This window comes from Methylobacterium sp. P1-11, assembly GCF_008329595.1.
Taxonomy (GTDB): Bacteria; Pseudomonadota; Alphaproteobacteria; order Rhizobiales; family Beijerinckiaceae; genus Methylobacterium.
On the sequence record NZ_NPKS01000058.1, the window covers coordinates 1 to 22,542 of the forward strand.

General features: G+C 69.5%; 24 protein-coding genes. 11 read left to right on the forward strand and 13 right to left on the reverse strand.

Translation table 11 applies throughout. The features are described 5' to 3' along the window. Positions 1-591: 591 nt before the first annotated feature. From CIW48_RS31465 to ettA, 3 genes are all read left to right on the forward strand, one after another. Positions 592-1,482: a DNA/RNA non-specific endonuclease gene (locus CIW48_RS31465; RefSeq protein ID WP_149314295.1), complete on the forward strand. Its 891-nt coding sequence runs from the start codon at positions 592-594 to the stop codon at positions 1,480-1,482. An 8-nt stretch (positions 1,483-1,490) separates the two neighbouring features. Beyond that, positions 1,491-1,793 (forward strand): hypothetical protein, encoded by a 303-nt coding sequence (locus CIW48_RS31470; protein ID WP_149314296.1) that lies wholly within the window; start codon positions 1,491-1,493, stop codon positions 1,791-1,793. 182 nt (positions 1,794-1,975) lie between these two features. Beyond that, on the forward strand, positions 1,976-3,628 hold the full coding sequence (gene ettA, locus CIW48_RS31475; RefSeq protein ID WP_091789287.1) for an energy-dependent translational throttle protein EttA: 1,653 nt from the start codon (positions 1,976-1,978) through the stop codon (positions 3,626-3,628). 82 nt (positions 3,629-3,710) lie between these two features. Here the strand turns inward: ettA and CIW48_RS31480 are convergent, their stop codons facing one another. Further along, positions 3,711-4,658 carry an NAD-dependent epimerase/dehydratase family protein gene (locus CIW48_RS31480; RefSeq protein WP_149314297.1) on the reverse strand — a complete coding sequence of 316 codons (948 nt, stop codon included), beginning with the start codon at positions 4,656-4,658 and terminating at the stop codon, positions 3,711-3,713. Positions 4,659-4,953: 295 nt separating this feature from the next. On the opposite strand from CIW48_RS31480, the gene CIW48_RS31485 reads away from it, so the two are divergent. Then, entirely contained in the window at positions 4,954-6,147 is a 1,194-nt protein-coding gene (locus CIW48_RS31485; protein ID WP_149314298.1) for an OpgC domain-containing protein, read from the forward strand. Between the two features lie 17 nt (positions 6,148-6,164). Beyond that, the gene (locus CIW48_RS31490) at positions 6,165-6,326 is read left to right on the forward strand and encodes a DUF2256 domain-containing protein (protein WP_173009466.1); all 162 of its coding nucleotides are present in this window, start codon (positions 6,165-6,167) and stop codon (positions 6,324-6,326) included. A 148-nt stretch (positions 6,327-6,474) separates the two neighbouring features. Here CIW48_RS31490 and CIW48_RS31495 read toward each other — a convergent pair whose 3' ends face one another. The 4 genes from CIW48_RS31495 to CIW48_RS31510 are packed head-to-tail and all read right to left on the reverse strand — an operon-like array spanning position 6,475 to position 9,120. Continuing rightward, positions 6,475-7,074 (reverse strand): nucleotidyltransferase family protein, encoded by a 600-nt coding sequence (locus CIW48_RS31495; protein WP_149314299.1) that lies wholly within the window; start codon positions 7,072-7,074, stop codon positions 6,475-6,477. Between the two features lie 2 nt (positions 7,075-7,076). Then, a complete protein-coding gene (locus tag CIW48_RS31500) occupies positions 7,077-8,099 on the reverse strand; it encodes a molybdopterin-binding protein (protein ID WP_149314300.1) in 1,023 nt (340 codons plus the stop codon). Further along, positions 8,096-8,797, reverse strand: coding sequence for an XdhC family protein (locus tag CIW48_RS31505; protein ID WP_149314301.1), 702 nt, complete (start codon positions 8,795-8,797; stop codon positions 8,096-8,098). The genes CIW48_RS31500 and CIW48_RS31505 overlap by 4 nt, the downstream gene beginning before the upstream one ends. Next, a complete protein-coding gene (locus CIW48_RS31510; RefSeq protein WP_012320410.1) occupies positions 8,797-9,120 on the reverse strand; it encodes an XdhC family protein in 324 nt (107 codons plus the stop codon). The genes CIW48_RS31505 and CIW48_RS31510 overlap by 1 nt, the downstream gene beginning before the upstream one ends. A gap of 401 nt (positions 9,121-9,521) precedes the next feature. Here CIW48_RS31510 and CIW48_RS31520 point away from each other — a divergent pair, with 401 nt between their 5' ends. Continuing rightward, positions 9,522-10,919: an ATP-binding protein gene (locus CIW48_RS31520; protein WP_149314303.1), complete on the forward strand. Its 1,398-nt coding sequence runs from the start codon at positions 9,522-9,524 to the stop codon at positions 10,917-10,919. Positions 10,920-10,923: 4 nt separating this feature from the next. Here the strand turns inward: CIW48_RS31520 and CIW48_RS31525 are convergent, their stop codons facing one another. Beyond that, the gene (locus CIW48_RS31525; protein WP_149314304.1) at positions 10,924-11,229 is read right to left on the reverse strand and encodes a hypothetical protein; all 306 of its coding nucleotides are present in this window, start codon (positions 11,227-11,229) and stop codon (positions 10,924-10,926) included. 178 nt (positions 11,230-11,407) lie between these two features. On the opposite strand from CIW48_RS31525, the gene CIW48_RS31530 reads away from it, so the two are divergent. Together CIW48_RS31530 and CIW48_RS31535 are read left to right on the forward strand one after the other, a co-directional pair. Further along, positions 11,408-11,599: a hypothetical protein gene (locus CIW48_RS31530; RefSeq protein ID WP_012320413.1), complete on the forward strand. Its 192-nt coding sequence runs from the start codon at positions 11,408-11,410 to the stop codon at positions 11,597-11,599. 23 nt (positions 11,600-11,622) lie between these two features. Further along, positions 11,623-12,804 carry a pyridoxal phosphate-dependent aminotransferase gene (locus CIW48_RS31535; protein ID WP_149314305.1) on the forward strand — a complete coding sequence of 394 codons (1,182 nt, stop codon included), beginning with the start codon at positions 11,623-11,625 and terminating at the stop codon, positions 12,802-12,804. A 184-nt stretch (positions 12,805-12,988) separates the two neighbouring features. Here CIW48_RS31535 and CIW48_RS31540 read toward each other — a convergent pair whose 3' ends face one another. The 3 genes from CIW48_RS31540 to CIW48_RS31550 form a co-directional block, all read right to left on the reverse strand. Beyond that, complete coding sequence (locus CIW48_RS31540; RefSeq protein ID WP_149314306.1) at positions 12,989-14,053, reverse strand: esterase; 1,065 nt, start codon at positions 14,051-14,053, stop codon at positions 12,989-12,991. 108 nt (positions 14,054-14,161) lie between these two features. Further along, a complete protein-coding gene (locus tag CIW48_RS31545) occupies positions 14,162-14,674 on the reverse strand; it encodes a DUF533 domain-containing protein (RefSeq protein ID WP_149314307.1) in 513 nt (170 codons plus the stop codon). 69 nt (positions 14,675-14,743) lie between these two features. Then, the gene (locus CIW48_RS31550; RefSeq protein ID WP_091789323.1) at positions 14,744-15,079 is read right to left on the reverse strand and encodes a hypothetical protein; all 336 of its coding nucleotides are present in this window, start codon (positions 15,077-15,079) and stop codon (positions 14,744-14,746) included. A gap of 249 nt (positions 15,080-15,328) precedes the next feature. On the opposite strand from CIW48_RS31550, the gene CIW48_RS31555 reads away from it, so the two are divergent. Beyond that, positions 15,329-16,213, forward strand: coding sequence for a transglutaminase family protein (locus CIW48_RS31555; protein ID WP_149314308.1), 885 nt, complete (start codon positions 15,329-15,331; stop codon positions 16,211-16,213). A 16-nt stretch (positions 16,214-16,229) separates the two neighbouring features. Here CIW48_RS31555 and CIW48_RS31560 read toward each other — a convergent pair whose 3' ends face one another. After that, positions 16,230-17,258: an alpha/beta hydrolase gene (locus tag CIW48_RS31560; protein WP_149314309.1), complete on the reverse strand. Its 1,029-nt coding sequence runs from the start codon at positions 17,256-17,258 to the stop codon at positions 16,230-16,232. A 190-nt stretch (positions 17,259-17,448) separates the two neighbouring features. Between CIW48_RS31560 and meaB the strand changes: the two genes are divergently transcribed. Together meaB and CIW48_RS31570 are read left to right on the forward strand one after the other, a co-directional pair. Then, the gene (meaB, locus tag CIW48_RS31565) at positions 17,449-18,435 is read left to right on the forward strand and encodes a methylmalonyl Co-A mutase-associated GTPase MeaB (RefSeq protein ID WP_149314310.1); all 987 of its coding nucleotides are present in this window, start codon (positions 17,449-17,451) and stop codon (positions 18,433-18,435) included. A gap of 145 nt (positions 18,436-18,580) precedes the next feature. After that, positions 18,581-18,958 (forward strand): CsbD family protein, encoded by a 378-nt coding sequence (locus tag CIW48_RS31570; protein WP_149314311.1) that lies wholly within the window; start codon positions 18,581-18,583, stop codon positions 18,956-18,958. An 82-nt stretch (positions 18,959-19,040) separates the two neighbouring features. On the opposite strand, the gene CIW48_RS31575 is transcribed toward CIW48_RS31570, so the two are convergent. The 3 genes from CIW48_RS31575 to CIW48_RS31585 form a co-directional block, all read right to left on the reverse strand. Next, entirely contained in the window at positions 19,041-19,826 is a 786-nt protein-coding gene (locus CIW48_RS31575; protein WP_149314312.1) for a 3-hydroxybutyrate dehydrogenase, read from the reverse strand. A gap of 74 nt (positions 19,827-19,900) precedes the next feature. Continuing rightward, entirely contained in the window at positions 19,901-21,412 is a 1,512-nt protein-coding gene (locus CIW48_RS31580; RefSeq protein WP_149314313.1) for a HAMP domain-containing sensor histidine kinase, read from the reverse strand. After that, complete coding sequence (locus CIW48_RS31585) at positions 21,409-22,104, reverse strand: response regulator transcription factor (protein ID WP_149314314.1); 696 nt, start codon at positions 22,102-22,104, stop codon at positions 21,409-21,411. Before CIW48_RS31585 ends, CIW48_RS31580 begins: the two co-directional genes overlap by 4 nt. Positions 22,105-22,542 lie beyond the last annotated feature (438 nt).

Consider the following 22,542-nt stretch of genomic DNA (forward strand, 5'->3'; position numbering starts at 1 on the left):
GATCGACACCGCGTCGATCATCTCGGCGCGCACCGCATCCGCAACCGCCTGAAGCTCCGACTCCGGAAGACGCCGCAACGCCGCAGGAGACGGGACACGGTCCAGCAACGCCGATTGCTCAGGAGAGAGTGCCAATGCTCGCATCCGTTCGTTCGAGTATGGCGACGGCTCCGTCACGGGCCCTCGGCAACCGCGACGCCAGCACACCGGGGGCACGCGTTCATGCTAGAACCCGCCCGTCCGCCGCTGTCATGATAGTGCCAGTTACGGATGAACTGCGGCGCGATCAATGTCGGGCCGACGTTTTTTTCAATCACGTGCCCTTATCGCCACAAGAGGTTCGCCTTTGAATCCGGCTCGTCTGTGCACAATCCTGCTCACGCTCGCGATTACGGGAACCAGCCAAGCTTACGCCGCGCCGCGGCCGCTGGACGGCAATCTGGACTTCCTCTGTAACTTCCTGGGCGATTGCCCGGCGCGGACCGCCCCGGGCGGCCCGGACCGCGATATCCGCCCGTTCAGCGGCAACCTCGGCCGCCCCTGTGCGTGGCGGGACCGCCCGACTCCGGAGGGGACGCGCCGGGTCCGCGTATGCTGGTGATGCGCGTCTCGGGGCGCCTCGCCGCGGCCCTGTTCCTGGCACTCGGCTCGGGTCCAGTCCACGCCGATGACGCCTGTCCGAGCCTGTTCGCGGACGGACGGACGCCGGTCCTCACGAACCCGAAGCTCGCGGTGCGCACGACGCCGCTCTGCTTCGAGGCCTTCGCGGTGCTGCATTCCGGCCTGACCCGCACGCCGCTCTACGCCGCAGAGCACCTCACCCGTGCCAGCATCGCCGCGGCCCGCGCGGTGGCGCGCGACGATTCCTTCCACGAAGAGGTGCGCCTGCCCGAGGATCAGCGGGCGTCGCTGGAGGATTACGTCCGCAGCGGGTTTGATCGCGGCCATCTGGCACCGGCCGGCGACATGCCGACGATGAGCGCCCAGGCCGAGTCGTTCAGCCTCGCCAATATCGTGCCGCAGAACCGCGTCCTGAACCGCGGCCTCTGGGCCGATATCGAGGAGGGTACCCGGCGCCTGACGAGCCGACGCGGCGCGCTCTTCGTCGTCACCGGGGTGATCTTCTCCGGCGACGCGGTGCAGCAGATCAAGGGCGGCGTGCTCGTCCCGACGCACCTGTTCAAGGCCCTGTACGATCCGGCGAGCGGCGAGGCCGGGGCGTACCTCGCCAGGAACGATGATTCGAAGGATTGGCGTGCGCTCTCGATCGACGACCTGCGCCGGGAGGCCGGTATCGACGTCTTTCCCGGCCTTCCGCCGGCGACCCGCGCCCATGGGATGAGCCTGCCGGATCCCCAAGCCTCGGCGCGCGCGGACGAGCGCCGGCCTCGGCACGAGCAGAACTGGCAGGACTGGCTCGAGCGCGAGCTTGCCCGAGCGGCACGGAAATTCCTGCGCGATCTGTTGCGTTCGTTCTTCTGAGAGGACCCATGCCCAAGGACAAGCATCGCGCCTCCGGGAGCACGACCGGGGATCCGAAACCCTTCACGCCCTTCTCGGACGATGCGGGCGCGCGGACCATCGGCACCCTGTGCTTCGAGAACGGCACGAACCGGATCGCCCTCCACGGGTCGCTGGACCTCACCCGGGACAGGATCGGCCTGGAACAGGCCCGCCTGCTGCGGCAGACGCTGGACGCGATCGTGAAGGCCCTGGAGGCGGCCGACCTTCCCGAGGTGTTGGCCGAGGCGCCGGACGTTCAGCCCGAATCGGTCAGGAACCCCTTCGCGTGACGAACCGGGTGCCCGGCGACCGCCGGGCCGTCCTTGCCGCGTCCCGGCGGGCCTGATACTCCGAAAGGGTCATTCCTATATCGTAGGGACGCGCGTCCAGGACGGGTGCAGAGGCCCCGTGCCTGCCCCGTGCCGCTGGCACGATCCGCGCAGCCCCAACAACGCGCCGAGGACGTTCCGCGATGGCTCGCGAATTCATCTACCACATGCGTGGCCTGACCAAGGCCTATACCGGCGGCAAGAAGGTCCTGGATAGCGTCAATCTGTCCTTCTACCCCGACGCCAAGATCGGCGTCCTGGGCATCAACGGCTCCGGCAAGTCGACGCTGCTGAAGATCATGGCCGGCATCGACAAGGAATTCACCGGCGACGGCTGGGTCGCGCAAGGCGCGCGGGTCGGCTATCTGCCGCAGGAGCCACAGCTCGATCCGAACAAGTCCGTCCGCGAGAACGTGATGGAGGGCGTCGCCGAGAAGCAGGCCATGCTCGACCGCTACAACGAGCTCGCCATGAACTACTCGGAGGAGACCGCCGACGAGATGACCGAGCTCCAGGACCGGATCGAGTCGCTGGGCCTCTGGGAACTCGACTCGAAGGTCGACCAGGCCATGGAGGCCCTGGGCTGTCCGAGCGACGAGCAGCCGGTCGCAACCCTGTCGGGCGGCGAGCGCCGCCGCATCGCCCTGTGCCGCCTGCTCCTGTGGGAGCCGGAGCTGCTGCTCCTCGACGAGCCGACCAACCACCTCGACGCGGAGACGGTCAACTGGCTGGAGGGTCACCTGCGCCAGTATCCGGGCGCGATCCTGATCGTGACCCACGACCGCTACTTCCTCGACAACGTCACGAGCTGGATCCTGGAACTCGATCGCGGCAAGGGCATCCCGTACGAGGGCAACTACTCGGCGTGGCTGGTCCAGAAGCAGAAGCGCCTGGAGCAGGAGGGCCGCGAGGACATGGTGCGGCAGCGCTCCATCGCCCGCGAGCAGGAGTGGATCGCCGCCTCCCCGAAGGCCCGCCAGTCCAAGTCGAAGGCGCGCATCACCCGCTACGAGGAACTGGTCGCCAAGCAGGCGCAGAAGGTCGACGCCTCCGCGCAGATCGTCATCCCGATCGACGAGCGGCTCGGCAACAACGTCATCGAGTTCGAGCACCTCAGCAAGGCGTTCGGCGACCGGCTGCTGATCGAGGACTTGTCGTTCAAGCTGCCGCCCGGCGGCATCGTCGGGGTCATCGGCCCGAACGGCGCCGGCAAGACCACGCTGTTCAAGATGATCACCGGCCAGGAGAAGCCCGACAGCGGCAAGATCGAGGTCGGCGAGACCGTGAAGCTCGGCTACGTCGACCAGTCGCGCGACGCCCTCGATCCGAACGCCACGGTCTGGCAGGAGGTCTCGGGCGGCAACGACATCATCTATTTCAACAAGCGCGAGATCAATTCGCGCGCTTATTGCGCGGCCTTCGCGTTCAAGGGGCCCGATCAGCAGAAGAAGGTCGGCACCCTCTCTGGCGGCGAGCGCAACCGGGTGCACCTCGCCCGGACGCTCAAGGGCGGCGCCAACGTGCTGCTCCTCGACGAGCCGACCAACGACCTCGACATGGAGACCTTGCGCGCCCTCGAGGATGCGCTGGAGGATTACGCCGGCTGCGCGGTGATCATCAGCCACGATCGCTGGTTCCTGAACCGCATCGCCACGCATATCCTGGCCTTCGAGGGCGACAGCCACGTGGAGTGGTTCGAGGGCAACTTCTCCGACTACGAGGCCGACAAGGTGCGCCGGCTCGGGGCGGATTCGATCATGCCGAAGAAGATCAAGTACAAGCGGTTCTCGCGCTGAGAACGGCCGGCGTTCCCGGGCGCCACGGGCGATCCCGGGACCTGGAACCTGTCTGACGGGCGCAAGCCCGCCCGGCGGCGGATCAGCGGAGGCGCGTCCGGGCCTCCGCCAGGATCGTCGACAGGCTCTGCGCGAGCGGGATGACCGGGGCCCACCCGGTGGCGACCGCGAAGGCCGCGGGGTCGCAGCCCTCGCTGCGCACGCCCGCCGGCCGGACCCGCCCGGGCGCGACGTGCAGGTCGAACCGCGCATCCGTCATGCCGCGCAGCGTCTCCAGGATGTCGGAGACCGGCGTGACGATACCCGATCCCACATTGAAGATGCCGCCGTCCGGCAGATCGTCGATCCGCGCGATCACCCGCAGGCATCCCGCGGTGAAATCGTCCACATCGAAGAAATCGCGACCGGCCGAGAGGTCGCCGACCTCCAGGCTCGGAGGCACCAGCCCCCGCTCGATCCGGGCGATCTGACCGGCGAAGGAAGCGACCACGAAGGTCTCGCTCTGCCCCGGGCCGATATAGTTCGACGGCCGCAGCACCAGATGCTTGACGCGGGCATTCGCCAGGACGTCGCGGAGGATGTACTCGCAGGCGTTCTTGGTCCGGCCCGAGATGGTGTCGGGGCGCGGCGTGACGCTCTCGTCCGGGCGCGACCCGTCGCGGAACGCCTCGCCGTAGACGACGGTCGAACTGAGGAACACCAAGGACGCGCGGGTCCTCGCCACCGCCTCCGCGAGGTTCAGGGTTCCGAGCAGCTCCGCCCGCCAGGCAAAGGACGGCGTCTCGCTCGACTGGGCGACCGAGGCCAGAGCCGCGAGATGGAACACGAAGGTCGGATCGAAGCTGGCGACCGTTTCGGCAAGGTTGCCGGCGTCGAAAGGGTCGACGGCTTTCAGCGTCACGCCGTCGAGGGGCGGCTGCGGTCTCCGGTCGAGGCCGACGATGCGACTGTCCGGAGGAAGGTCCCGCCGCAACGCGGCGAGCAGGCGACGGCCGAGATAGTCTCCCGCTCCGGTGACGAGGACGCGCATGCCCCTTGCCCTCAACCCTGCCTCGAACCCTGCGATACGGCCCGTCCCGGCGCGGGCGCCGTAAGCCGGAATCATCGGCCGCGTCTATACCGGGCTCGGTCCCGATGCGAGAGGTCGGCCAAGCCGCGGATCGGCGCAGCAGACGGATCATCGGCCCCACCGCGCCGTTGGCACAGCCGAACACAGGCACCTGATCGGCGGCGTCTCCGAAAGCGCAGGCGCACGGGCGCGCTATTGTTGCGTCGCGGCCCAGGCCGCTTCCCTCCGACCGGAGACCGCCACGGTGATGAGCTGAGTGACGCAGATCGACGATCTCGAACAGCCCGCCGCCGCGAAACCGGCGGCGCCCGCCGCTTCGCCCGGCGGCGCGTGGCCCGGGAAGGCGACCCGCGACGCGCGGGTCGACGTGGTGCGCGGCCTCGCCCTGCTGATGATCTTCATCGATCACATCCCGCACAATGCGCCGGCCCTCCTGACGCTGCACAATTTCGGATTCTCGGACGCGGCCGAGATCTTCGTGCTGCTGGCCGGCTACTCGTCGATGATCGCCTATGGCGGGCTGTTCCGGCGGGCGGGCATCCGGACGGCGCTGGCGCGTATCGCCAAGCGCTGTCTGCGCATCTACCTGTTCCAGGCCGGGCTGCTGCTCGAGACTCTGGTCATCGTCCGGATCTGGATGGACCTCACCGGACTGACGCCGCGATTCGGCGTCGCGCCCCTGCTCCAGATGGGTCTGCTGCCGGGTCTGATCCGCGGACTCGCGCTGAACGCGCTCCCGAACTACCTCGATATCCTGCCGCTCTACATCCTGCTCCTGGCGCTGTTCCCACTGGTCTATTTTGGGATGCGACGCGGGATCTGGGGTGTGCTCGGCCTGTCGGGCGCCCTGTGGCTCGCCGCCAACGTCGATCATCAGTTGAACCTGCCGAACGCCGCGGCGGTGGACGACGGCTGGTACTTCAATCCCTTCGCGTGGCAGTTCCTGTTCGTGATCGGCGCGGCGCTCGCGGTCACGGTCCGCGCCCATGACGGATTGCTGCCGCGGCGCGGCTGGGCCGTGGCCGCAGCCCTGGCCTATCTCGCCTTCGCGCTCCTCCAGGGCGGATCCTGGGCGGAATGGGGGTTGCCGGACCTGCGGCCATTGGCGATCGGCGCGCCCGACAAGAGCCATGTCGGCCCCCTGCGGCTGATCAACATGCTGGCGCTGGCCTACCTGATGTTCAGCATGCCCGCCGTTCAGCGCGTCAGCCGGTGGCGGCGGCTGAGCCTGATCGACGCCTGCGGCCGGCACTCGCTGGAGATCTTCGCCGCCGGCTGCCTGGCGGCGCTCATCGGCCGCATCCTCTACCGGACCTTCGACCCCATCTGGCCGCTGCAGATCGCCGTCAATCTCGGCGGGATCGCGGTCATGCTCGGCTTGGCGCACCTTCTGGATGAGCGTCCAGGCCGGGGGGCCAGGAGAGGTAACGGCGACCGCCGCCCGGGATAGGGTCGAGAGGATCGAGAATGCCGCCGATGCGCCGGAAGGGCGATCTGCCGGAGAAGCTCTGTGCCCAGTGCGGCCGCCCGTTCGCGTGGCGCAAGAAGTGGGAGCGCGCCTGGGATGAGGTCCGCTACTGCTCGGATCGGTGCCGCTCCGAGGCTAAGACGGCGCGCGGGCGCGGCTGATCACCCGAAGGCGGATCCTCCAACCCCGCGGGCGCAGCGACGCATTCCAGACAGCGCGAGGGCCCTCGATCGTGCCTTGCCTTGTTCGTGTCTCTCCGCGCGCGAGGACGAGCGGCGGTCACGCGATCCCATCGAAACGGGCGACGGATCAGGCCGGATCGCTGTGCAGCGCGGCCAGCCTGTCCGGCGTGTCGATGTCGAGGGCGGTCGCCGGATCACCTGCGATCTCCAGCACGTCCGTTCGGCCCCTGAGAAGCGGCCCGGCACCGCGATCGCCGGCGAGGCGGGCGATCTCCGGGCCCAGCCGTCGCAGGTTGAGCAGGACGGGATTGCCGCGTCGGCACTCCTGCACCGGCACCACGGCCGCCGGGGCCTCGGCGGCCAGCGCGAAGGCGTCGGCGAGGCGGTCGATATGCGCGGCAGTGACTCGCGGCATGTCCCCCAGCACGATGACGGCTGCCGAACAGGATGCGGGCAGCGCCGCGAGGCCGGCGCGCAGCGAGGTCGCGAGGCCGGCGCGGAAGTCGGGATTGTCCACGCGGATCAGGTCCAGACCCACCAGCGCGCCGCGGACCGCCTCCGCATGTGCGCCGAGCACGGCGACCACCGGGCGGGGACGGGCGCCCAGGGCGGCCTCGGCCGCGTGGCGCACCAGGGGCTTGCCGTCGAGGTGCGCGAGCAGCTTCGGCTCGGGTCCGAACCGGCTGCCGAGGCCCGCGGCGAGCAGGATTGTACCGGTCTCAGACATGTTCACTCATCCGACGCAGTCGCGCCACCGGCGCGGGGCTGCGGGCGCGAGACGATCTCCATCAGCAGGCCGCCGACACCGAGCGCGACGAGATCGGCCCGGGTTACCGTCAGGTCCGCCAGAAGCCGGTGGAGGATCCAGTCGAAGCCGTTCTCCTTGGGCGAGCGGGCGCAGCCCGGGGCGCCGATCACCGGCACGTCGCCGCACGCGCCGACAAGGAGCAGGTTGCCCGGGTCGACCGGCATCCCGAGGTGCACGACACGCCCCCCGGCCGCCTCGATTCCGGCCGGGATGACGTCACGCCGGTCGGCGATCGCCGAGGCGCCGAACACCACCACGAGATCCGCCCCGTCGTCATCGATCATCGCTGCCAGGGAAGCGGCCACGGCCTCGTCGACATGGGCCACCCGGGTTTCGGCGACGATCGCGGCGCCCGTGGGTGCGAGACGGTCGGACAGAACCCGGAGGGTCTTGTCGATCGTACCCTCCTTGAGGCTCGGCAGGCGTGTCGAGACGACGCCCACCCGGCGACGGCGATAGGGCGCCACCGCGAGGGCGCCGTCCTCGGCCGCCGCACAGGCATGGGCCAGCACGGCGCCCGGCACCGCGTAGGGGATGATCTTGACGGTGGCGACCATCTCGCCCTCGACAACCGGCCGGAAGCGCGGGAGCGTCGCCACCGTCACTGCCTCGCTGACCGCGTTGACCGCATCGATCCGGGCCGGATCCAGGGTGAGCACCCCGGCCACCTCCGCAAACAGGTTGCAGCGGCCGGTGAAGGGGGCCTCGACGCGCAGGTTCGGCCCGCGGAGACGGTCGGCGAGACGCGCGGCGGCGGCATCCTCACCGACATCGCCCGCCTCGAGCGCGGCCGCCACGATCTCCGACACCCCGGCTTGCGCCAGACCGGCGGCGACTGCTTCGCCGATCACCGCGCCCTTCCGCAAGGTTATGTCCGCCCGGCGCACCGTATGCGCGCTGATCAGCCCCGCCGCCGCCGCGACCGGGACCGGGCCGAACCTCACGCGACCTCCGGACGAGGTACCCGACGCAGGCAGGCGACGATTTCGGCGAGCACCGCGAGGGCGATCTCGGCTGGGCTCACCGCCCCGATGGGCAGGCCGATCGGCGCATGGATCCGGCCGATCTGCGCGGGCGTGAACCCGGCCTCGGTGAGCCGCGCGACGCGCGACGCGTGAGTCTTCCGCGAGCCGAGGGCGCCCACGTAGAAGCACTCGGCCGCCAGGGCCGCCTTCAGCGCGGGATCGTCGATCTTGGGATCGTGGGTCAGGGCGGCCAGCGCGCAGTAGCGGTCGAGCACCGGCACGGTGGTCCCGAAGGCGGCGTCCGGCCATTCGGCGACCAGCGCGATGCCCGGGAAGCGCTCTTGCGTCGCGAAGGCGGTACGGGGGTCGATCACCGTAAGCGCGAGGTCGAGCCCCGTCGCCATCGGCGCCATGGCCTGCGAGATGTGAACGGCGCCGACCACGACGAGCCGCACCGGCGGCACCTGCACGGTCAGGAACAGCGTCCGCCCGTCCGCCTCGACGAGGCCGCTCTTGCCGGAGGCGAGGTGCTTCGCCAGCACGGCGGCGAGGGGATCGGCGGCGATCTCCGCCTCGCGAACGAGACGCTGCGCACCATCGGCAATGTCGGTGACGAGGATCGCGGCGCGGCGCGCAGCCCGCTCGTCGTTCAGAGCCGCCAGGATATCGCTGCGCATCAGTCGACCCGCTCGACGAAGACCCGGATCCGGCCGCCGCAGGACAGGCCGGCCCGCCACGCGGTCTCGTCCGCGACGCCGAATTCGAGGACGCGCGGCGCGCCGGCCTCGATCACCTCGATCGCCTCGGTGATCACCGCGCCCTCGACGCAGCCCCCCGAGACGGAGCCCAGGAAATTGCCGTCTCCGTCCACCACGAGGTGGCTGCCCACGGGCCGCGGGGCCGAGCCCCAGGTCTCGATCACGGTGGCAAGCGCCACGGCGCGGCCGTCGCGCCGCCAGGATTGGGCGGCGGAGAGGATGTCGGTATCGGTGCTGAGCATGGCCTCGTGGACTTTCGGCCGGCGGGCGCCCCCCGCTCCCCACAGGTATGGCCGGGGCGGCGTGGTGCAAGGTAGGCGGGGGCGTCCTCGATTCGTGCGGCCACGTCAGGAAACGATGGCGGAAGAGCGCGCGCGTCAATACTCTACGGGGCTCGTTCCTTCGCGGAGTCGGTGTCCTGAGACGTGGTCGGCCCATCCAACCCTCGCCCTCACCCTGAGGTGCCGGAGCGCAGCGGAGGCCTCGAAGGAGCACTCCAGCCGGTCGCGCGATCCCTGGAGGCCTTCTTCGAGGCGGCTGCGCCGCACCTCGGGCCGCGTCCCCGGATGAGGGTTCGGACCGGAAGTTTCACGGAAACCGGTGCCCATTCCTCCCGATGGCCCCGGCGTGGGCGCGTGATCCCATGAATGCCCCGGATCCCGCGCTCGCCCGGGCACTCCGCAAAGATCCGCCGCCGCGTTCCGCGCCGCGCCGCCTGTGGAAGCGCCTCAGCCGGGCGATCGGCGACGTGCTGCCGAAGGGTCTCTATGCGCGCTCGCTGATCATCATCATCGCGCCTGTCGTCCTGCTTCAGTCTGTGATCGCCTACACCTTCATGGAGCGTCACTGGCAGCTCGTGACCAAGCGCCTTTCGGCGGCGGTGACGTCGGACATCGCCGCCCTGATCGACATCTACGAGAGCTACCCGCAGGACAAGGATGCCGACACGCTCGCGCGCATCGCCGGCGAGCGCCTGAACCTCGATCTCGACATCCTCAAGGGCGCCAAGTTGCCGGCGCCGGGCCCGCGGCCGTTCTTCTCGATCCTCGACGAGGCGCTCTCGGACGAGATCAAGCGCCAGATCCGCCGGCCGTTCTGGATCGACACGGTCGGCCGCTCGAACCTGATCGAGATCCGCGTGGCGATCCCCGACGGGGTGATGCGCATCACCGCACGGCGCAGCCAGGCCTACGCGTCGAACTCGCACATCTTCCTCGTCTGGATGATCGGCTCGTCGTTGGTGCTCCTCGGCGTCGCGATCCTGTTCCTGCGCAACCAGATCAAGCCGATCCTCCGGCTCGCCGCCGTGGCGGAAGGCTTCGGCAAAGGCCGCGAGATCGAGTTCCGGCCGCGCGGCGCCCGGGAGGTGCGCCAGGCCGGTCACGCCTTCATCGAGATGAAGCGGCGCATCGAGCGGGCGATGGAACAGCGCACCACGATGCTGAACGGCGTCAGCCACGACCTGCGCACCATCCTCACCCGCTTCCGCCTGTCCCTGGCCCTGATCGAGCAGACCAGCGAGATCGAGGATCTGAGCCGTGACGTCGACGAGATGAGCCGGATGCTGGAGGGCTACCTTGCCTTCGCGCGCGGCGATTCGGCCGAGCCCGCGACACCCACGGACATGCGCGCCCTGCTGGAGGATCTGAGGACCGACATCGAGCGCCTGGGAGCCCATGTCTCCGCAGTGGATCTCGCCGGCGCAGCGGAGGTGACGGTCCGTCCGGGTGCCTTCCGGCGCTGCCTGTTCAATCTCGCGGCCAATGCGGTGCGCTACGGCGAGACGGTGGCGATCTCCGGCCGGCTGGAGGCCCGGACCTTTCTGGTCTCCATCGACGATGACGGGCCGGGCATCCCGGCGGAAAGCCGCGAGGACGTGTTCAAGCCGTTCGTGCGGCTCGATGTCGCCCGCCAGGATGCCGGCGGCTCCGGGCTAGGCCTGTCGATCGCCCGGGACATCGCCCGCGCCCATGGCGGCGACATCACCCTGCACGACAGTCCCCTGGGCGGATTGCGGGCCACCGTCCGGGTTCCGGCCTGAGCGATCAGGTATCGGCGGGTCGGCGGAGGCGCAGGAACTCGTTCTGCACGTTCCGGATGAGGTGATCGATGCTCGCCTCGTCGAGGGCGGCGCCCGCCAGCCGCGTGCGCAGCCCGGCCTCGCCGTTCCAGGCGTAGCCGGCCTCGTGCGGCAGGTGTCGCCGCAGGAGAGGGCTGACGACCGCCTCGCGCCGGTAGGCGGGATGTCGCAGCAGCCGCCCGATATGGAGCGCCAGCGTGTCGACGCTGGAGGAGCTAGGGCCCGAACTCCCCGCCCCCTTGCCTTTCGAATCGACCGATGCCCAACGCATACGTGTCCGCCCTCCCGGAGACGCCACTGTTGCGCGAAATGATTGCGCATCCATGAGCGTCCGGGCGAGCCGGCGAAAAACTGCAGCTTGCGGGGTCCCAACCTTCGCAGCACGGTGATATGCAGGGGCGCTTTCCCAGGGCCGCGGTCAGCCGCGCGCCGGATCCCGAGTGCCGAACATGAACCCGCTCGTCCCGCTCTTCGCCCTCATCTCGCTGCCGCTCGCGGCCATCGGGCTCGTGCTCTACACGGATGAGGGCATCAATCCGGACCTGTTCTACGCCTCCGTGAAGACCTTCGTGATCCTGGGCGCGATCGCCGTGGCGATGTCGTTCGGCGCGATGAAGCTCTCCGAGCGGTCCAAGCACTGAGAACTCACCGCCCGGAGGGCGCGATGCTGCACGTGGTCCCGGCCTTCTCGCGCATCGGCGAGGAGAACGCCTTCGCGGTTCTGGCGCGGGCCCAGGCCCTCGCCGCACAGGGCCGGGACGTGATCAATCTCGGCATCGGCCAGCCGGACATGCCGACGCCCGCCCACGTGGTCGAGGCGGGTATCAAGGCTCTGCGCGACGGCCACCACGGCTACACGCCGGCGGTGGGGATCCCGCCGCTCCGCGAAGCGGTGGCCCGCGACATCCACCGCCGCCACGGCGTCGAGGTCTCGCCGGATTCCGTGATGATCGTGCCCGGCGGCAAGGTCACCATGTTCATGGCGATCCTGATGTTCGGCGCGCCCGGGACCGAGATCCTGTATCCGGACCCCGGCTTCCCGATCTACCGCTCGATGATCGAATTCACGGGCGCGACGCCGATCCCGGTGCCGATCCGCGAGGAGAACGGCTTCGCCTTCTCGGCGGCCGAGACCCTGGCGCTGATCACGCCGAAGACCCGGCTGCTGATCGTGAATTCGCCCGCCAACCCCACCGGCGGCGTGACGCCTGAGGCTGAGATCGACGCCTTGGTGAAGGGACTGGCCGAGCATCCGGACGTGGCGGTGCTGTCGGACGAGATCTACGGCACGATGACGTATGACGGCGAGACCCATCACTCGCTGTTGAAATATCCCGAGATCCGCGACCGGCTGGTCTATCTCGACGGCGCCTCCAAGACCTACGCGATGACCGGGTGGCGGCTCGGCTGGTCGGTCTGGCCGAAGCCGCTCTACGACGCGGCGCGCAAGCTGGCGGTCAACGCGCATTCCTGCGTCAACGCGGCGACGCAGTGGGCCGGCATCGCGGCGCTCGACGGCCCGCAGGATTGCGTCGCCGAGATGGTCGCCGAATTCGACCGGCGCCGGGCGATCGTGGTCGACGGGCTGAACGGCCTGCCGGGCGTCTCCTGCATCGCGCCCAAGGGCGCGTTCTACGCCTTCCCGAACATCTCCCGGTCCGGCTGGAAGGCGAAGGCGCTGGCCTCGGCCCTTCTGGAGGATTCGGGCGTGGCGGTGATCGGCGGCCCGGATTTCGGCGTCCACGGCGAGGGCTACCTCCGCCTCTCCTACGCCAATTCGGCAGAGAACATCAGGCGGGCGCTGGAGCGGATGGGCACGTTCCTCGGCGAGCGCAAGCCGGGCTGAGATCTCCGGAGCGGGCCATTTCGTCCGCGCCCTCATCCTGAGGCGCCGCAGCGCAGCGAAGGCCTCGCAGGAGGCCTCCCGACCCCGCCGCGATCCCTGGCACACTCTCCTGCGAGGCCCGCTGACACGGGCACCTCAGGATGGGGCGGCGCGGGGGATCAAGCGGAGATTTGACCTGTCCGCCTCACGACTTCCCGGGCGCCCGCTTGTCGATCCATCCGACCAGCCAGTCGGCGATGTCGAGGCTGTTCTTGTCCTGCATCAGCATGTGCGAATTGCCATGGATGCCGATCTCCGGCAGCAGGATCAGTTCCGCCTTACCTCCCGCGGCGTTGGCTGCCGCGACGAAGCTGCGGCACTGCTTGAGCCGCGGCGCCCAGCGGGGCGAGGCATCGACGTAATCGCCGAACAGGACGAGGATCGGCAGATCCCGGTAGGGCGCGAGGTCGTCCTTCACGGGATCCGGGCACGCGGCCGGCTCGATGGCCACGAGGGCACGGATGCCGGTCCGGTCGAGGGCGGCAGTCTGGAAGGGGTAGATCCCCGATTGCGAGTGCGAGATCAGCACCGCGCCCTTGAGCCTCTTGGCGAGTTCAGACAAGGCCGGCACGGTCGGGTTCGGCACCGGCAGGGCGGCCGACCAGTCCGGGACCATCTGCTTCCAGAACTCGCCCTGGGCCTCCAGGGGGAACTGCATGCCCGGGTACACCTTCGGATAGTCGGGCCCGAAGCGGAAGATCGCCCAAGCCGGCTCCCGCCCGGCCGAGAAGACCGGCGGGAGCGCGTTCGGCTCGGCCCGCCCCGTCTTCACGGCGTTGATCTGGGCCGGGCTCGCCGCTGAGCGGCCGCGCCAGGCCTGATCGATCACGTAGGTCGGGAAGCCGCGGCGGACGAAATACTCGTCCCAGCCCATGCGTCCGTCCGGTGTCGTCTCCCAGGTCTTGCCGGTGAGGCAGCAGCCGTGGATCAGGACGAGCGGCGGCCGTCCGGAACTCACCGGGATCTGAAACCGGACATAGATCTGGTCGACGCTGATCGTGCCCGAAGGGGCATAGGCCGGCAGCGTCGACAGCGTGTCGGACTGGACGTCGCGGCCACCGACGAAGAAGCTGCCCTGCTCGGCGATGGTCAGGGGGCCGGCAGCCGGTTCGGCCGCGCGGGTGGATCCGCCGGCGATCAGCATGGCGGCGACCAGCGCGCCGGCTCTCCACCGGCCGCGCCCGAGGACAGGCACTGACAATCCCGACATGAAATGTCCCGTCCTCCCGCGACCGGGCCGCCACGACCCGTCGCTCCTGGGAAGCGTAGCACGAAGCTCGGCCGCGATGGGAGGTCCGCGGAACGGAGGGGTTGCCGGTCAGGCCGCTATGTCGCGCTCGACCCGTTCAACTGCCTCGACGGGCAAATCGAGGGCTTCGGCCAGCATCTTCAGGAATTGGCGCTCTTGGAGCGTGTCGGGATCGATGGCGAGTCGCGCCGCCGCGAAGATCCGCGCCGCTGCGTCGGGATCAGCGACTCGTTCGGCGATCTCGTCGATATCGGCGGGACTTGCGAGTTCGCGATCGAGCCAAGCGCGTCCGTCGGGATCGAGGCCCGCCTCCGCCACAGCCGCATCGAGACGCTTGCGCTCGGCGGCGTCGACCATCCCGTCCGCCGTCGTGGCCGCCACCATGGCCCGCAGCATCAGCCGAGCCTCGTCCTCGTCGACTTTCGAGAAGTCCGGGCCACCGGTCTCCGGCGGCGGCGCGCCGCGCAGCGCCCGGTAGGCGAGGCCGCCGATCAGCGCCAAGCCGCCCAGGGCGGCACTGGCGGCGAGGCCGCCGCGCCTGGAACGCACGAGCGCGTCAACGATCCGCCTGCTGTCAGCCATTCCGTCCTCCCGGGATTCGATTCAGATCGGATCGGAAACCACCCGGGAGGCGCTCGGGTTCAGCCGCGCTCAGGCGTCGGCTTCATCCTCGTCCTCGTCGATATCCACCAGGAAGACGATGTCGGCTTCGTCCTCGTCATCGGAATCCGTGTCGGGGTGGCGAGCATCGTCGACGAAATCACCCTCGCCGTCGTCCTCCGCCAGGGCGTCTTCGAAGATCTCGACCTCGTCCTCGGTGGCCGCCCGGACCTTGAGCGCCGACGTGCCGTTCCAGAGCGGCTTTCCGCCGGTGGTCATCGTCCGGATGTCTTCCTTGAAGCCGTCACAGGTGAAGAGGTCCTTGGCGGACGCCTCGTCGCTGTTGATCACCGCAACGGCGGTGCCGTCGATCTCGAGCGTGAACATGGCCGGCATCCCTCTCGTAACCGTCCTCGGGCGCGCCCGGTCAGCGGGCTGGCCCACGGGTGCGACGCGCTGCCCCGGGAAGAACCCCCTTGGTTCCGCCCGGTGGGCATGAGCGCCGCGCGGGGATGCTGTAGGGGTGAAGCGGACGGCCGCCAAGCCCGTCGGAGCCCGACCCGCACGATTCGGCGCGGCACGGATCCTGCGCGCACCGCGACAGGCACATCACCAGACAGGAAGGATCACCCGCGCATGCGGATCAGGCTCGGCTGCGAGATGCGCTACGCCTTCCCCTATCCGGTGCCCATGGTGGTGATGCTCAACGTGCATCCCTCCAGGGCCGATGCGCTTGAAGCGCCCGACACGCTCCACACCGAACCGCCCGTCTCGGTGGAGATCTATCGCGACGGCTTCGGCAACCTGTGCGGCCGCCTGACCGCGCCCGCCGGCAATTTCACCATCGGGACCGACGCGGTGATCCGCGACGGCGGCGCGCCCGATCCCGCGCATCCGGAAGCCGAGCAGCACGCCATCGAGACGCTCCCGGCCGAGGCGATCGTCTTCCTGCTCCCGAGCCGCTACTGCGAATCGGATCTGCTGGCCGACGAGGCCTGGCGGCTGTTCGGCCACGTCGCGCCCGGCTGGGCCCGGGTGCAGGCAGTCTGCGACTTCGTGCATGCCCATATCGCGTTCGGCTACGAGTTCGCCCATCGCGATCGCACGGCCATGGACGCGTACGCGGGCGGGCGCGGCGTCTGTCGGGACTTCACCCATCTGGCGGTCGCGTTCTGTCGCGCCCTCAACGTTCCGACCCGCTACTGCACCGGCTACATCAGCTTCATCGGCGAGCCCGAGCCGCACCCCACCGGCGATTTCGCGGCCTGGATGGAGGTCTACCTTGGGGGCGGATGGCATGTCTTCGATCCGCGCAACAACAGTCCGCGGATCGGCCGGGTGATGGTGGCCTACGGGCGCGACGCTGCGGACGTGCCGCTGACCCACACGTTCGGACCCAATCCCCTCGTCGGCTTCCGGGTCTGGGCCGACCGCGTCGACCAGCGCGATCCCTCCGAGGAGACAGCGCTTCTGCCCGAGGAACCCCTGCCGCCACAGAGCATGGCGACCCGGATGGGGTGAGCGCCGCGCCGCTCGCCTACACCCCGGCGCCGCGGGCGATGGCGCGCTTGACCACCCCCTGCACGTCCGGATTCGAGAGGAACAGGTCGTGGTTGATCAGGCCGCCTCCGTAATCGGAGGCGTCGGCGACGCGCACGCCGAGCGCCTCGAGCTTGGCACGATCGACCGCGCCCGCCCGCACGCCCCCTGCCAGCGCGGCGGAGAGTTCGAGGGCCCGGTCGTTGGTGGAGGAGATCACCGTGATCTTCGCGACATCGGGTCCGAGACGGGCGACGCCGTTGGAGAACAAGTCGAAGTCGATGTCGGGGGCGGCCAGCACCACGGCGCCGATCCGCGCCATCGCCGCCTCGCCCGCCTCGGCGCGAAGCATGCGCAGGGTCTCGAGGGTCAGGAGCGTGCCCATCGAGTGCGCGACGATATTGATGCGCCCGCCGCTCGGCGAGGCGGCGAGCGCCTTCAACAGGTCCTCGAAGGCGTCCCGCGACCAGAGGGCGCTCTCCCGATCGTAGTTGTAATCGAGGGTCGCCGCCGCCGACGGCCACGTGAACAGGCCGGAGACGCCGCGGAACCGGATTCCGTCCGAGAGGCGGGCCGCGCTGACCGCCGCCGACTCGAACGATTCGCGATAACCGTGGACGTAGATCAGCACGTCGCGCCCGAGGGCAGACTGGGCGAAGGCCTCGGCGGCGCCAGGGCCGGACTCGGATTTCGGAACCGCGCCGATCGTCCAGTCGCCTGTGATGACGGACGAGACCTTGCCCAGCAGGGAGCGGTCGGGCGGCGACAGGCGCACCTCGGCGAAGCTCAGGCCGCGGCCGCGATCACTGCTGAAATACGGCGGTCGGGGCGGATTGCCCACAGGCTTGCGGGTCGTGGCGACCAGCAGCACCGGCATGACGTCGAGGGCCGACTGCTTCTCGGGCAGGGCTGCACCGGTCCCGAGATCGTCGGTGACACAGGCGCCGAGCGACGGGGCGAGACCCGCGGCGCTCGCGAGGGCCCCGAACCGGAGAAGGACGCGGCGTGAGACGATCTGGCTCGACATGATCCGGTTGCGCTCGGGCGGGGTAGCCTCAGTCGCCCAGGATCGTGACCATCGCGGGGCACGATTGCCGCATGGCGGCGTGAATAGCGGGCACGGCCGCACTTGTGGTGGACAGGTCACAGCCACCCCATCCCCCGGCGGGCGCACCCTCCCCCTCGACGGCAGCCATCGCCGCGGCCATGAAGGGCACATGACGCCGTCCATCGACATCCAGAGCCTCCGCGAGCGCCTGTTGCGCGGTGACCGCGCCGCCCTGGCCCGCGCCATAACCCTGGCCGAGTCCAAACGCGCCGATCACCGGGCCCTGGCGGCGGAGCTGATCGATTCGGTGCTGCCCGAGACGGGGCGGGCGATCCGCGTCGGGATCACCGGCGTGCCCGGCGTCGGCAAGTCGACCACCATCGACGCCCTCGGCTCGAACCTGACGGAGGCCGGACACAAGGTGGCGGTGCTGGCGGTCGACCCGTCCTCCTCTCGGACCGGCGGGTCGATCCTGGGCGACAAGACCCGGATGGCCCGGCTGTCCCACGATCCGAACGCCTTCATCCGCCCCTCCCCGTCCTCCGGCACGCTCGGCGGTGTCGCCGCCAAGACCCGCGAGACTATGCTGCTCTGCGAGGCCGCGCGCTTCGACGTGATCCTCGTCGAGACAGTCGGTGTCGGCCAGTCTGAGACGGCGGTGGCCGACCTCACCGACTTCTTCCTCGTGCTGATGCTGCCCGGGGCAGGCGACGAGCTGCAGGGCATCAAGAAGGGCATCCTCGAACTCGCCGACATGATCGCGGTCAACAAGGCCGATGCCGGCGAGGCCGAGCAGCGGGCCAACGCGGCGGCCTCGGAATACCGGGCGGCGCTGCACATCCTGACTCCCGCCTCGGCCACCTGGACGCCGCCGGTGGTGACGATCTCCGGCTTCCACAATCTGCGTCTCGACGCGCTGTGGGCGAAGATCGTCGATCATCGGGAGAAGCTCACGGCCACCGGCGAGATTCAGGCGAAGCGCCGGACCCAGGATGTGAAGTGGATGTGGGCCCTCGTGGACGAGCGTCTGCACCAGCGCCTCGTCGGTTCCCCGGAGGTCCGGCGCCGCACGGCCGAGGCGGAGGCGGGCGTCGCTCGGGGCGAGACCTCCCCGGCTGCCGGGGCGGCAGCCATTGCCGAGCTGATCGGGCTCTGACCTGTCCCGCCCGCCGCAGAGGCAGGTGGAAGCGCAGAATTTCGTGGCGATCGGGGGCACAAACGCCGTCTCGCGCGTTCGGTGGACGACGGCGTAACGAGCGGCGCCCCTGTCGCGGCGCCGCGCTCACGTCCAGGAGAGTGCCATGGTGGATACGGATCGCATTGTCGGCGGTGCCAAGGAGGCGGTCGGCAAGGTTCAGGGCGCGGCCGGCGATTTCGCCGGCTCGAGCCGGGACTCGGTCGAGGGACGTTTCCGCGAGGCCCAGGGCCAGGCCCAGAACGTCTACGGCCAAGTGAAGGACAAGGCCCGTGATATCGCCGACCGGGCCAGCGACTATGCCAGCGACGCGTATGACCGCGCCGGCGACGTGGCGGGCGATGCCTATGAGCGGAGCGGTTCCTACTTGCGCGACGGTCGTGCTGCCGTCGGCGCCAGAGTGGAGGAGAATCCCCTGGTCGCCCTGCTGATCGCGGGCGCGGTCGGCTACGGCCTGGCCCTGCTGGTCCACAGCCGCCGCTGAGACACATCGGCCCCGCCCGGGAGCGGGCGGGGCCATTTCGCAAACCAGGCCCGCTTGGACGACGGGTCGCTGGCTTGAGGCGCTACTGCGCGGTCCAGCCACCATCCATGCTGATATTCGCGCCGGTGATCTGGCTCGCCGCGTCGGAGCACAGGAACACCGCCAGCGCCGCGACCTGATCCACGGTGACGAACTCCTTGGTCGGCTGCGCCTTCAGCATCACCTCCTCGATCACCTGCTCCTTGGTGAGCCCGCGTGCCTTCATCGTGTCGGGGATCTGCGACTCCACCAGCGGCGTCCAGACATAGCCCGGCGAGATGCAGTTGACCGTGATCTTGTGGGGCGCGAGTTCCAGCGCCGCCGTCTTGCTCAGGCCCGCGATCCCGTGCTTGGCCGCCACGTAGGCCGATTTGAACGGCGAGGCCACCAGCGAGTGGGCCGAGGCCGTGTTGATGATCCGGCCCCAGCCCCGCGCCTTCATCCCGGGAATCACGGCGTGCATCGTGTGGAACGCCGAGGACAGGTTGATCGCGATGATCTGTTCCCACTTCTCCGCCGGGAAGTCCTCGATCGGCGAGACGAACTGGATCCCGGCATTGTTGACCAGCACATCGACGGATCCGAAGGCGTCTTCCGCCTCGCGCACCATGGCAGTGATCGCCTCGGGCTTGCTCATGTCGGCGGCCGAGTAGCGGGCTTTCACCCCGTAGGCGCGCTCGATCCCGGCCCGCGTTTCCTCGATGGCGTTCGCGTCCCCGAACCCGTTGAGCACGACATCGGCTCCCTCGGCCGCGAGGGCGCGCGCGATGGCGAGTCCGATGCCGCTGGTCGAGCCGGTGACGAGCGCAGTCTTGATCTTCAGGGTCATGGAGCCTCCTGGGACGCGAGCGCTCTGCCGATCGGACGGGGCGACGGCGCGTTCACGGTGGGACAGGTCGCAACCTACCTAGCGCAGGAAGGGGACGCCGGCACAGGGTCGCCGGATCTCGGTACGGGCCGGATGTCACCGGCGGCTTCCTGTGGCGGGCGCGCCGAAGCCGGGAAGCTGATCTCGACCAGCAGACCGGGATCGTTGTCGGAGAGCCGCAGGGTCCCGTGGTGCAGGCGGACCACGGCGTTGACGAGGCTGAGGCCCAGCCCGAAGCCCGGTCGCGAGCGAGCATCCTCGAGACGCACGAAACGGCCGAGCACGCGAGCCCGCTCCGCCTCGGGGATGCCTGGCCCGTGATCGGAGACGGCGAGACGGATCGATTCACCATCGCGCCACGCCTCCAGCGTCACACGGGCCTCCGTTCCGGTGGATTCGGCACCGTATTTCAGGGCGTTGTCGATGAGATTGGCCAGGGCCTGACCGATCAGCTCGCGGTTGCCCGCGATGATGAGGTCGTCCTGCGCGCGCACTGCGAGCGTCAGCCCCTGATCCTCGGCAAGCGCCTCGTAGAGTTCGCCGACGCTCCGCACCGTCTGGCCGATATCCAACGGGACGAGGATCTCCGGCGCACTCCCAGCCTCGAGACGCGCGATCATCAGAAGGGCGTTGAACACCCGAATCAACCCGTCCCCCTCCTCGATCACGGCTTCCAGCGCAGCGCGCAGCTCGTCGGGCGTCGAGGCCCGGCGCAGGGCCTCGTCGGCGCGGTTCCGCAGACGGGTCAGAGGCGTTTTCAGATCGTGCGCGATGTTGTCGGAGACCTCGCGCATGCCGCGCATCAGCTCGCCGATCCGCTCCAGCATCAGGTTGAGGCTCGATGCGAGACGGTCGAGTTCGTCGCCGTTCCCCGCGACATGGAGCCGGTCGTCGAGATCGCCGGCCATGATCGCGCGGGTGGTCTGGGTCATGGCGTCGACCCGGCGCAGCACCCGACTCGCCGCAAGCCAGCCGCCGATCACGCCGAGGAGCACCACGGCCGCGAGCGAGGTAACGAAAGCGCGCCCGATCACGGCCCGTAATCGGTCGCGCTCCTCGGTGTCGCGCCCGACGAGCAGCCGGAACCCACCCGGCAGGGTGAAGACCCGCACGATCGCCTGATGCATCTCGGCATCGGATTCGTTGCGGCCGTAGCGCGTCTCGCTCTGGCCCGGCGTCGCCAGCACGGCGGCGGGCACGTAGCCGACATTGCCGACGACATGGTCGCCGCCGGCCGTGGTCACGAGGTAGAGCGAGGCGCCGGGCTCGCGCGAGCGCCGCTCCACCACGGTGATCAGCCGCCGCAAGCCGCCGGTATTGTACTGTTCCGACAAGCCGTTGATCTCGGCGTCGATCGTCGAGACGATCTGGTCGTCGAGGACCGCACGGGCATTCCACGCGACGTAGCCGAGCGCCAGGAAGGCGCAGAGGGCGAAGATCGCCAGATAGGCCAGCGACAGCTTGAAGGCGGTGGTACGGAACAGCTTCTGGAAGCGCGCCGCCGCCGACTCGCGGGGGGCGAGCGCGTCAGCCGAAAACTCCCTCACCCCGCCGCACCCTCGTCCAAGCGCAGGACGTAGCCGGCGCCCCGGACCGTGTGGATGATCGGCGAGGCAAATCCCTTGTCGAGCTTGCTGCGCAGACGCGAGACGTGGACGTCGATGACGTTGGTCTGCGGATCGAAGTGATAGTCCCAGACGTGCTCCAGCAGCATCGTGCGCGTCACGACCTGGCCCGCATGCCGCATCAGGAATTCGAGGAGACGGAACTCGCGGGGCTGCAGCGGGATCTCGCGGCCGGCCCGGGTGACTCGGTGCGACAGCCGGTCGAGCTCCAGATCGCCGATCCGGTAGCGTGTCTCCTCGGCGGCGCCCGAGCCGGCCTGCCGGCGGGCCAGCGCCTCGGTCCGCGCCAGAAGCTCGGAGAAGGCATAGGGCTTGGGTAGGTAATCGTCGCCGCCCGCGCGCAGGCCCTTCACCCGGTCGTCGACCTGACCCAGCGCCGACAGTATCAGGGTCGGCGTCGCCACGCTCTGCTCCCGCAGCGACCGGATCAGCGACAGACCGTCGAGCTTCGGAAGCATCCGGTCGACGATCAGCACATCGTAGGCGCCCTCACGGGCGAGCGCGTATCCATCGAGGCCGTCATGCGCGCTGTCGGCCACGTGTCCGGTCTCGCGGAAAGCCTTGACCAGATAGGCCGCCGCCTCCCGGTCGTCCTCGATGATGAGCAGTCGCATGGCCCCGTTCCATAGCGCGCCGCGCAGGTCGGGGGAACGCATCTCCATCAACATGGTCAAGCCGCTCCCCTCCCCTGTTCGGCTGAACGGGCCGAGGCCGCGGTCCTCAGCCCGTTCCGAAGCGGGGCACGGAAGACTCGGAGGGCACGAGATCCGTCACCGGCTTCGTTCGCGCCGGCTGTGGGCCGCGCGCGGTCCGAGGATGATGGCGATCGACCGATTACGGGATGTTCGCGGCAAGATGACTTCGCGGTAAGGCGCCGCCGAAGATCGGGCGCCAACGCCGAAACGCAAAAACGCCGACACACCGCTCTCGGTGAGAGCGGTGTGTCGGCGTTTCGGATCGGTGTCGTGGAGAGGGAATGCTGATTGCGATGTGCGGGTCTGGCGGCGACCGACTCTCCCGTGTCTTGAGACACAGTACCATGGGCGCTGGCG

Coding starts and splice junctions, on each gene's coding strand:
- CIW48_RS31585 (WP_149314314.1), bottom strand. CDS start 22,104: ATGCGACTGCTCATCATCGAGGACGACCGGGAGGCGGCGGCCTATCTG.
- CIW48_RS31530 (WP_012320413.1), top strand. CDS start 11,408: ATGAACCCGCTCGTCCCGCTCTTCGCCCTCATCTCGCTGCCGCTCGCG.
- CIW48_RS31495 (WP_149314299.1), bottom strand. CDS start 7,074: ATGTCTGAGACCGGTACAATCCTGCTCGCCGCGGGCCTCGGCAGCCGG.
- CIW48_RS31555 (WP_149314308.1), top strand. CDS start 15,329: ATGCGGATCAGGCTCGGCTGCGAGATGCGCTACGCCTTCCCCTATCCG.
- CIW48_RS31510 (WP_012320410.1), bottom strand. CDS start 9,120: ATGCTCAGCACCGATACCGACATCCTCTCCGCCGCCCAATCCTGGCGG.
- ettA (WP_091789287.1), top strand. CDS start 1,976: ATGGCTCGCGAATTCATCTACCACATGCGTGGCCTGACCAAGGCCTAT.
- meaB (WP_149314310.1), top strand. CDS start 17,449: ATGACGCCGTCCATCGACATCCAGAGCCTCCGCGAGCGCCTGTTGCGC.
- CIW48_RS31470 (WP_149314296.1), top strand. CDS start 1,491: ATGCCCAAGGACAAGCATCGCGCCTCCGGGAGCACGACCGGGGATCCG.
- CIW48_RS31550 (WP_091789323.1), bottom strand. CDS start 15,079: ATGTTCACGCTCGAGATCGACGGCACCGCCGTTGCGGTGATCAACAGC.
- CIW48_RS31560 (WP_149314309.1), bottom strand. CDS start 17,258: ATGTCGAGCCAGATCGTCTCACGCCGCGTCCTTCTCCGGTTCGGGGCC.
- CIW48_RS31480 (WP_149314297.1), bottom strand. CDS start 4,658: ATGCGCGTCCTCGTCACCGGAGCGGGAGACTATCTCGGCCGTCGCCTG.
- CIW48_RS31570 (WP_149314311.1), top strand. CDS start 18,581: ATGGTGGATACGGATCGCATTGTCGGCGGTGCCAAGGAGGCGGTCGGC.
- CIW48_RS31505 (WP_149314301.1), bottom strand. CDS start 8,797: ATGCGCAGCGATATCCTGGCGGCTCTGAACGACGAGCGGGCTGCGCGC.
- CIW48_RS31520 (WP_149314303.1), top strand. CDS start 9,522: ATGAATGCCCCGGATCCCGCGCTCGCCCGGGCACTCCGCAAAGATCCG.
- CIW48_RS31540 (WP_149314306.1), bottom strand. CDS start 14,053: ATGTCGGGATTGTCAGTGCCTGTCCTCGGGCGCGGCCGGTGGAGAGCC.
- CIW48_RS31535 (WP_149314305.1), top strand. CDS start 11,623: ATGCTGCACGTGGTCCCGGCCTTCTCGCGCATCGGCGAGGAGAACGCC.
- CIW48_RS31525 (WP_149314304.1), bottom strand. CDS start 11,229: ATGCGTTGGGCATCGGTCGATTCGAAAGGCAAGGGGGCGGGGAGTTCG.
- CIW48_RS31490 (WP_173009466.1), top strand. CDS start 6,165: ATGCCGCCGATGCGCCGGAAGGGCGATCTGCCGGAGAAGCTCTGTGCC.
- CIW48_RS31465 (WP_149314295.1), top strand. CDS start 592: ATGCTGGTGATGCGCGTCTCGGGGCGCCTCGCCGCGGCCCTGTTCCTG.
- CIW48_RS31545 (WP_149314307.1), bottom strand. CDS start 14,674: ATGGCTGACAGCAGGCGGATCGTTGACGCGCTCGTGCGTTCCAGGCGC.
- CIW48_RS31575 (WP_149314312.1), bottom strand. CDS start 19,826: ATGACCCTGAAGATCAAGACTGCGCTCGTCACCGGCTCGACCAGCGGC.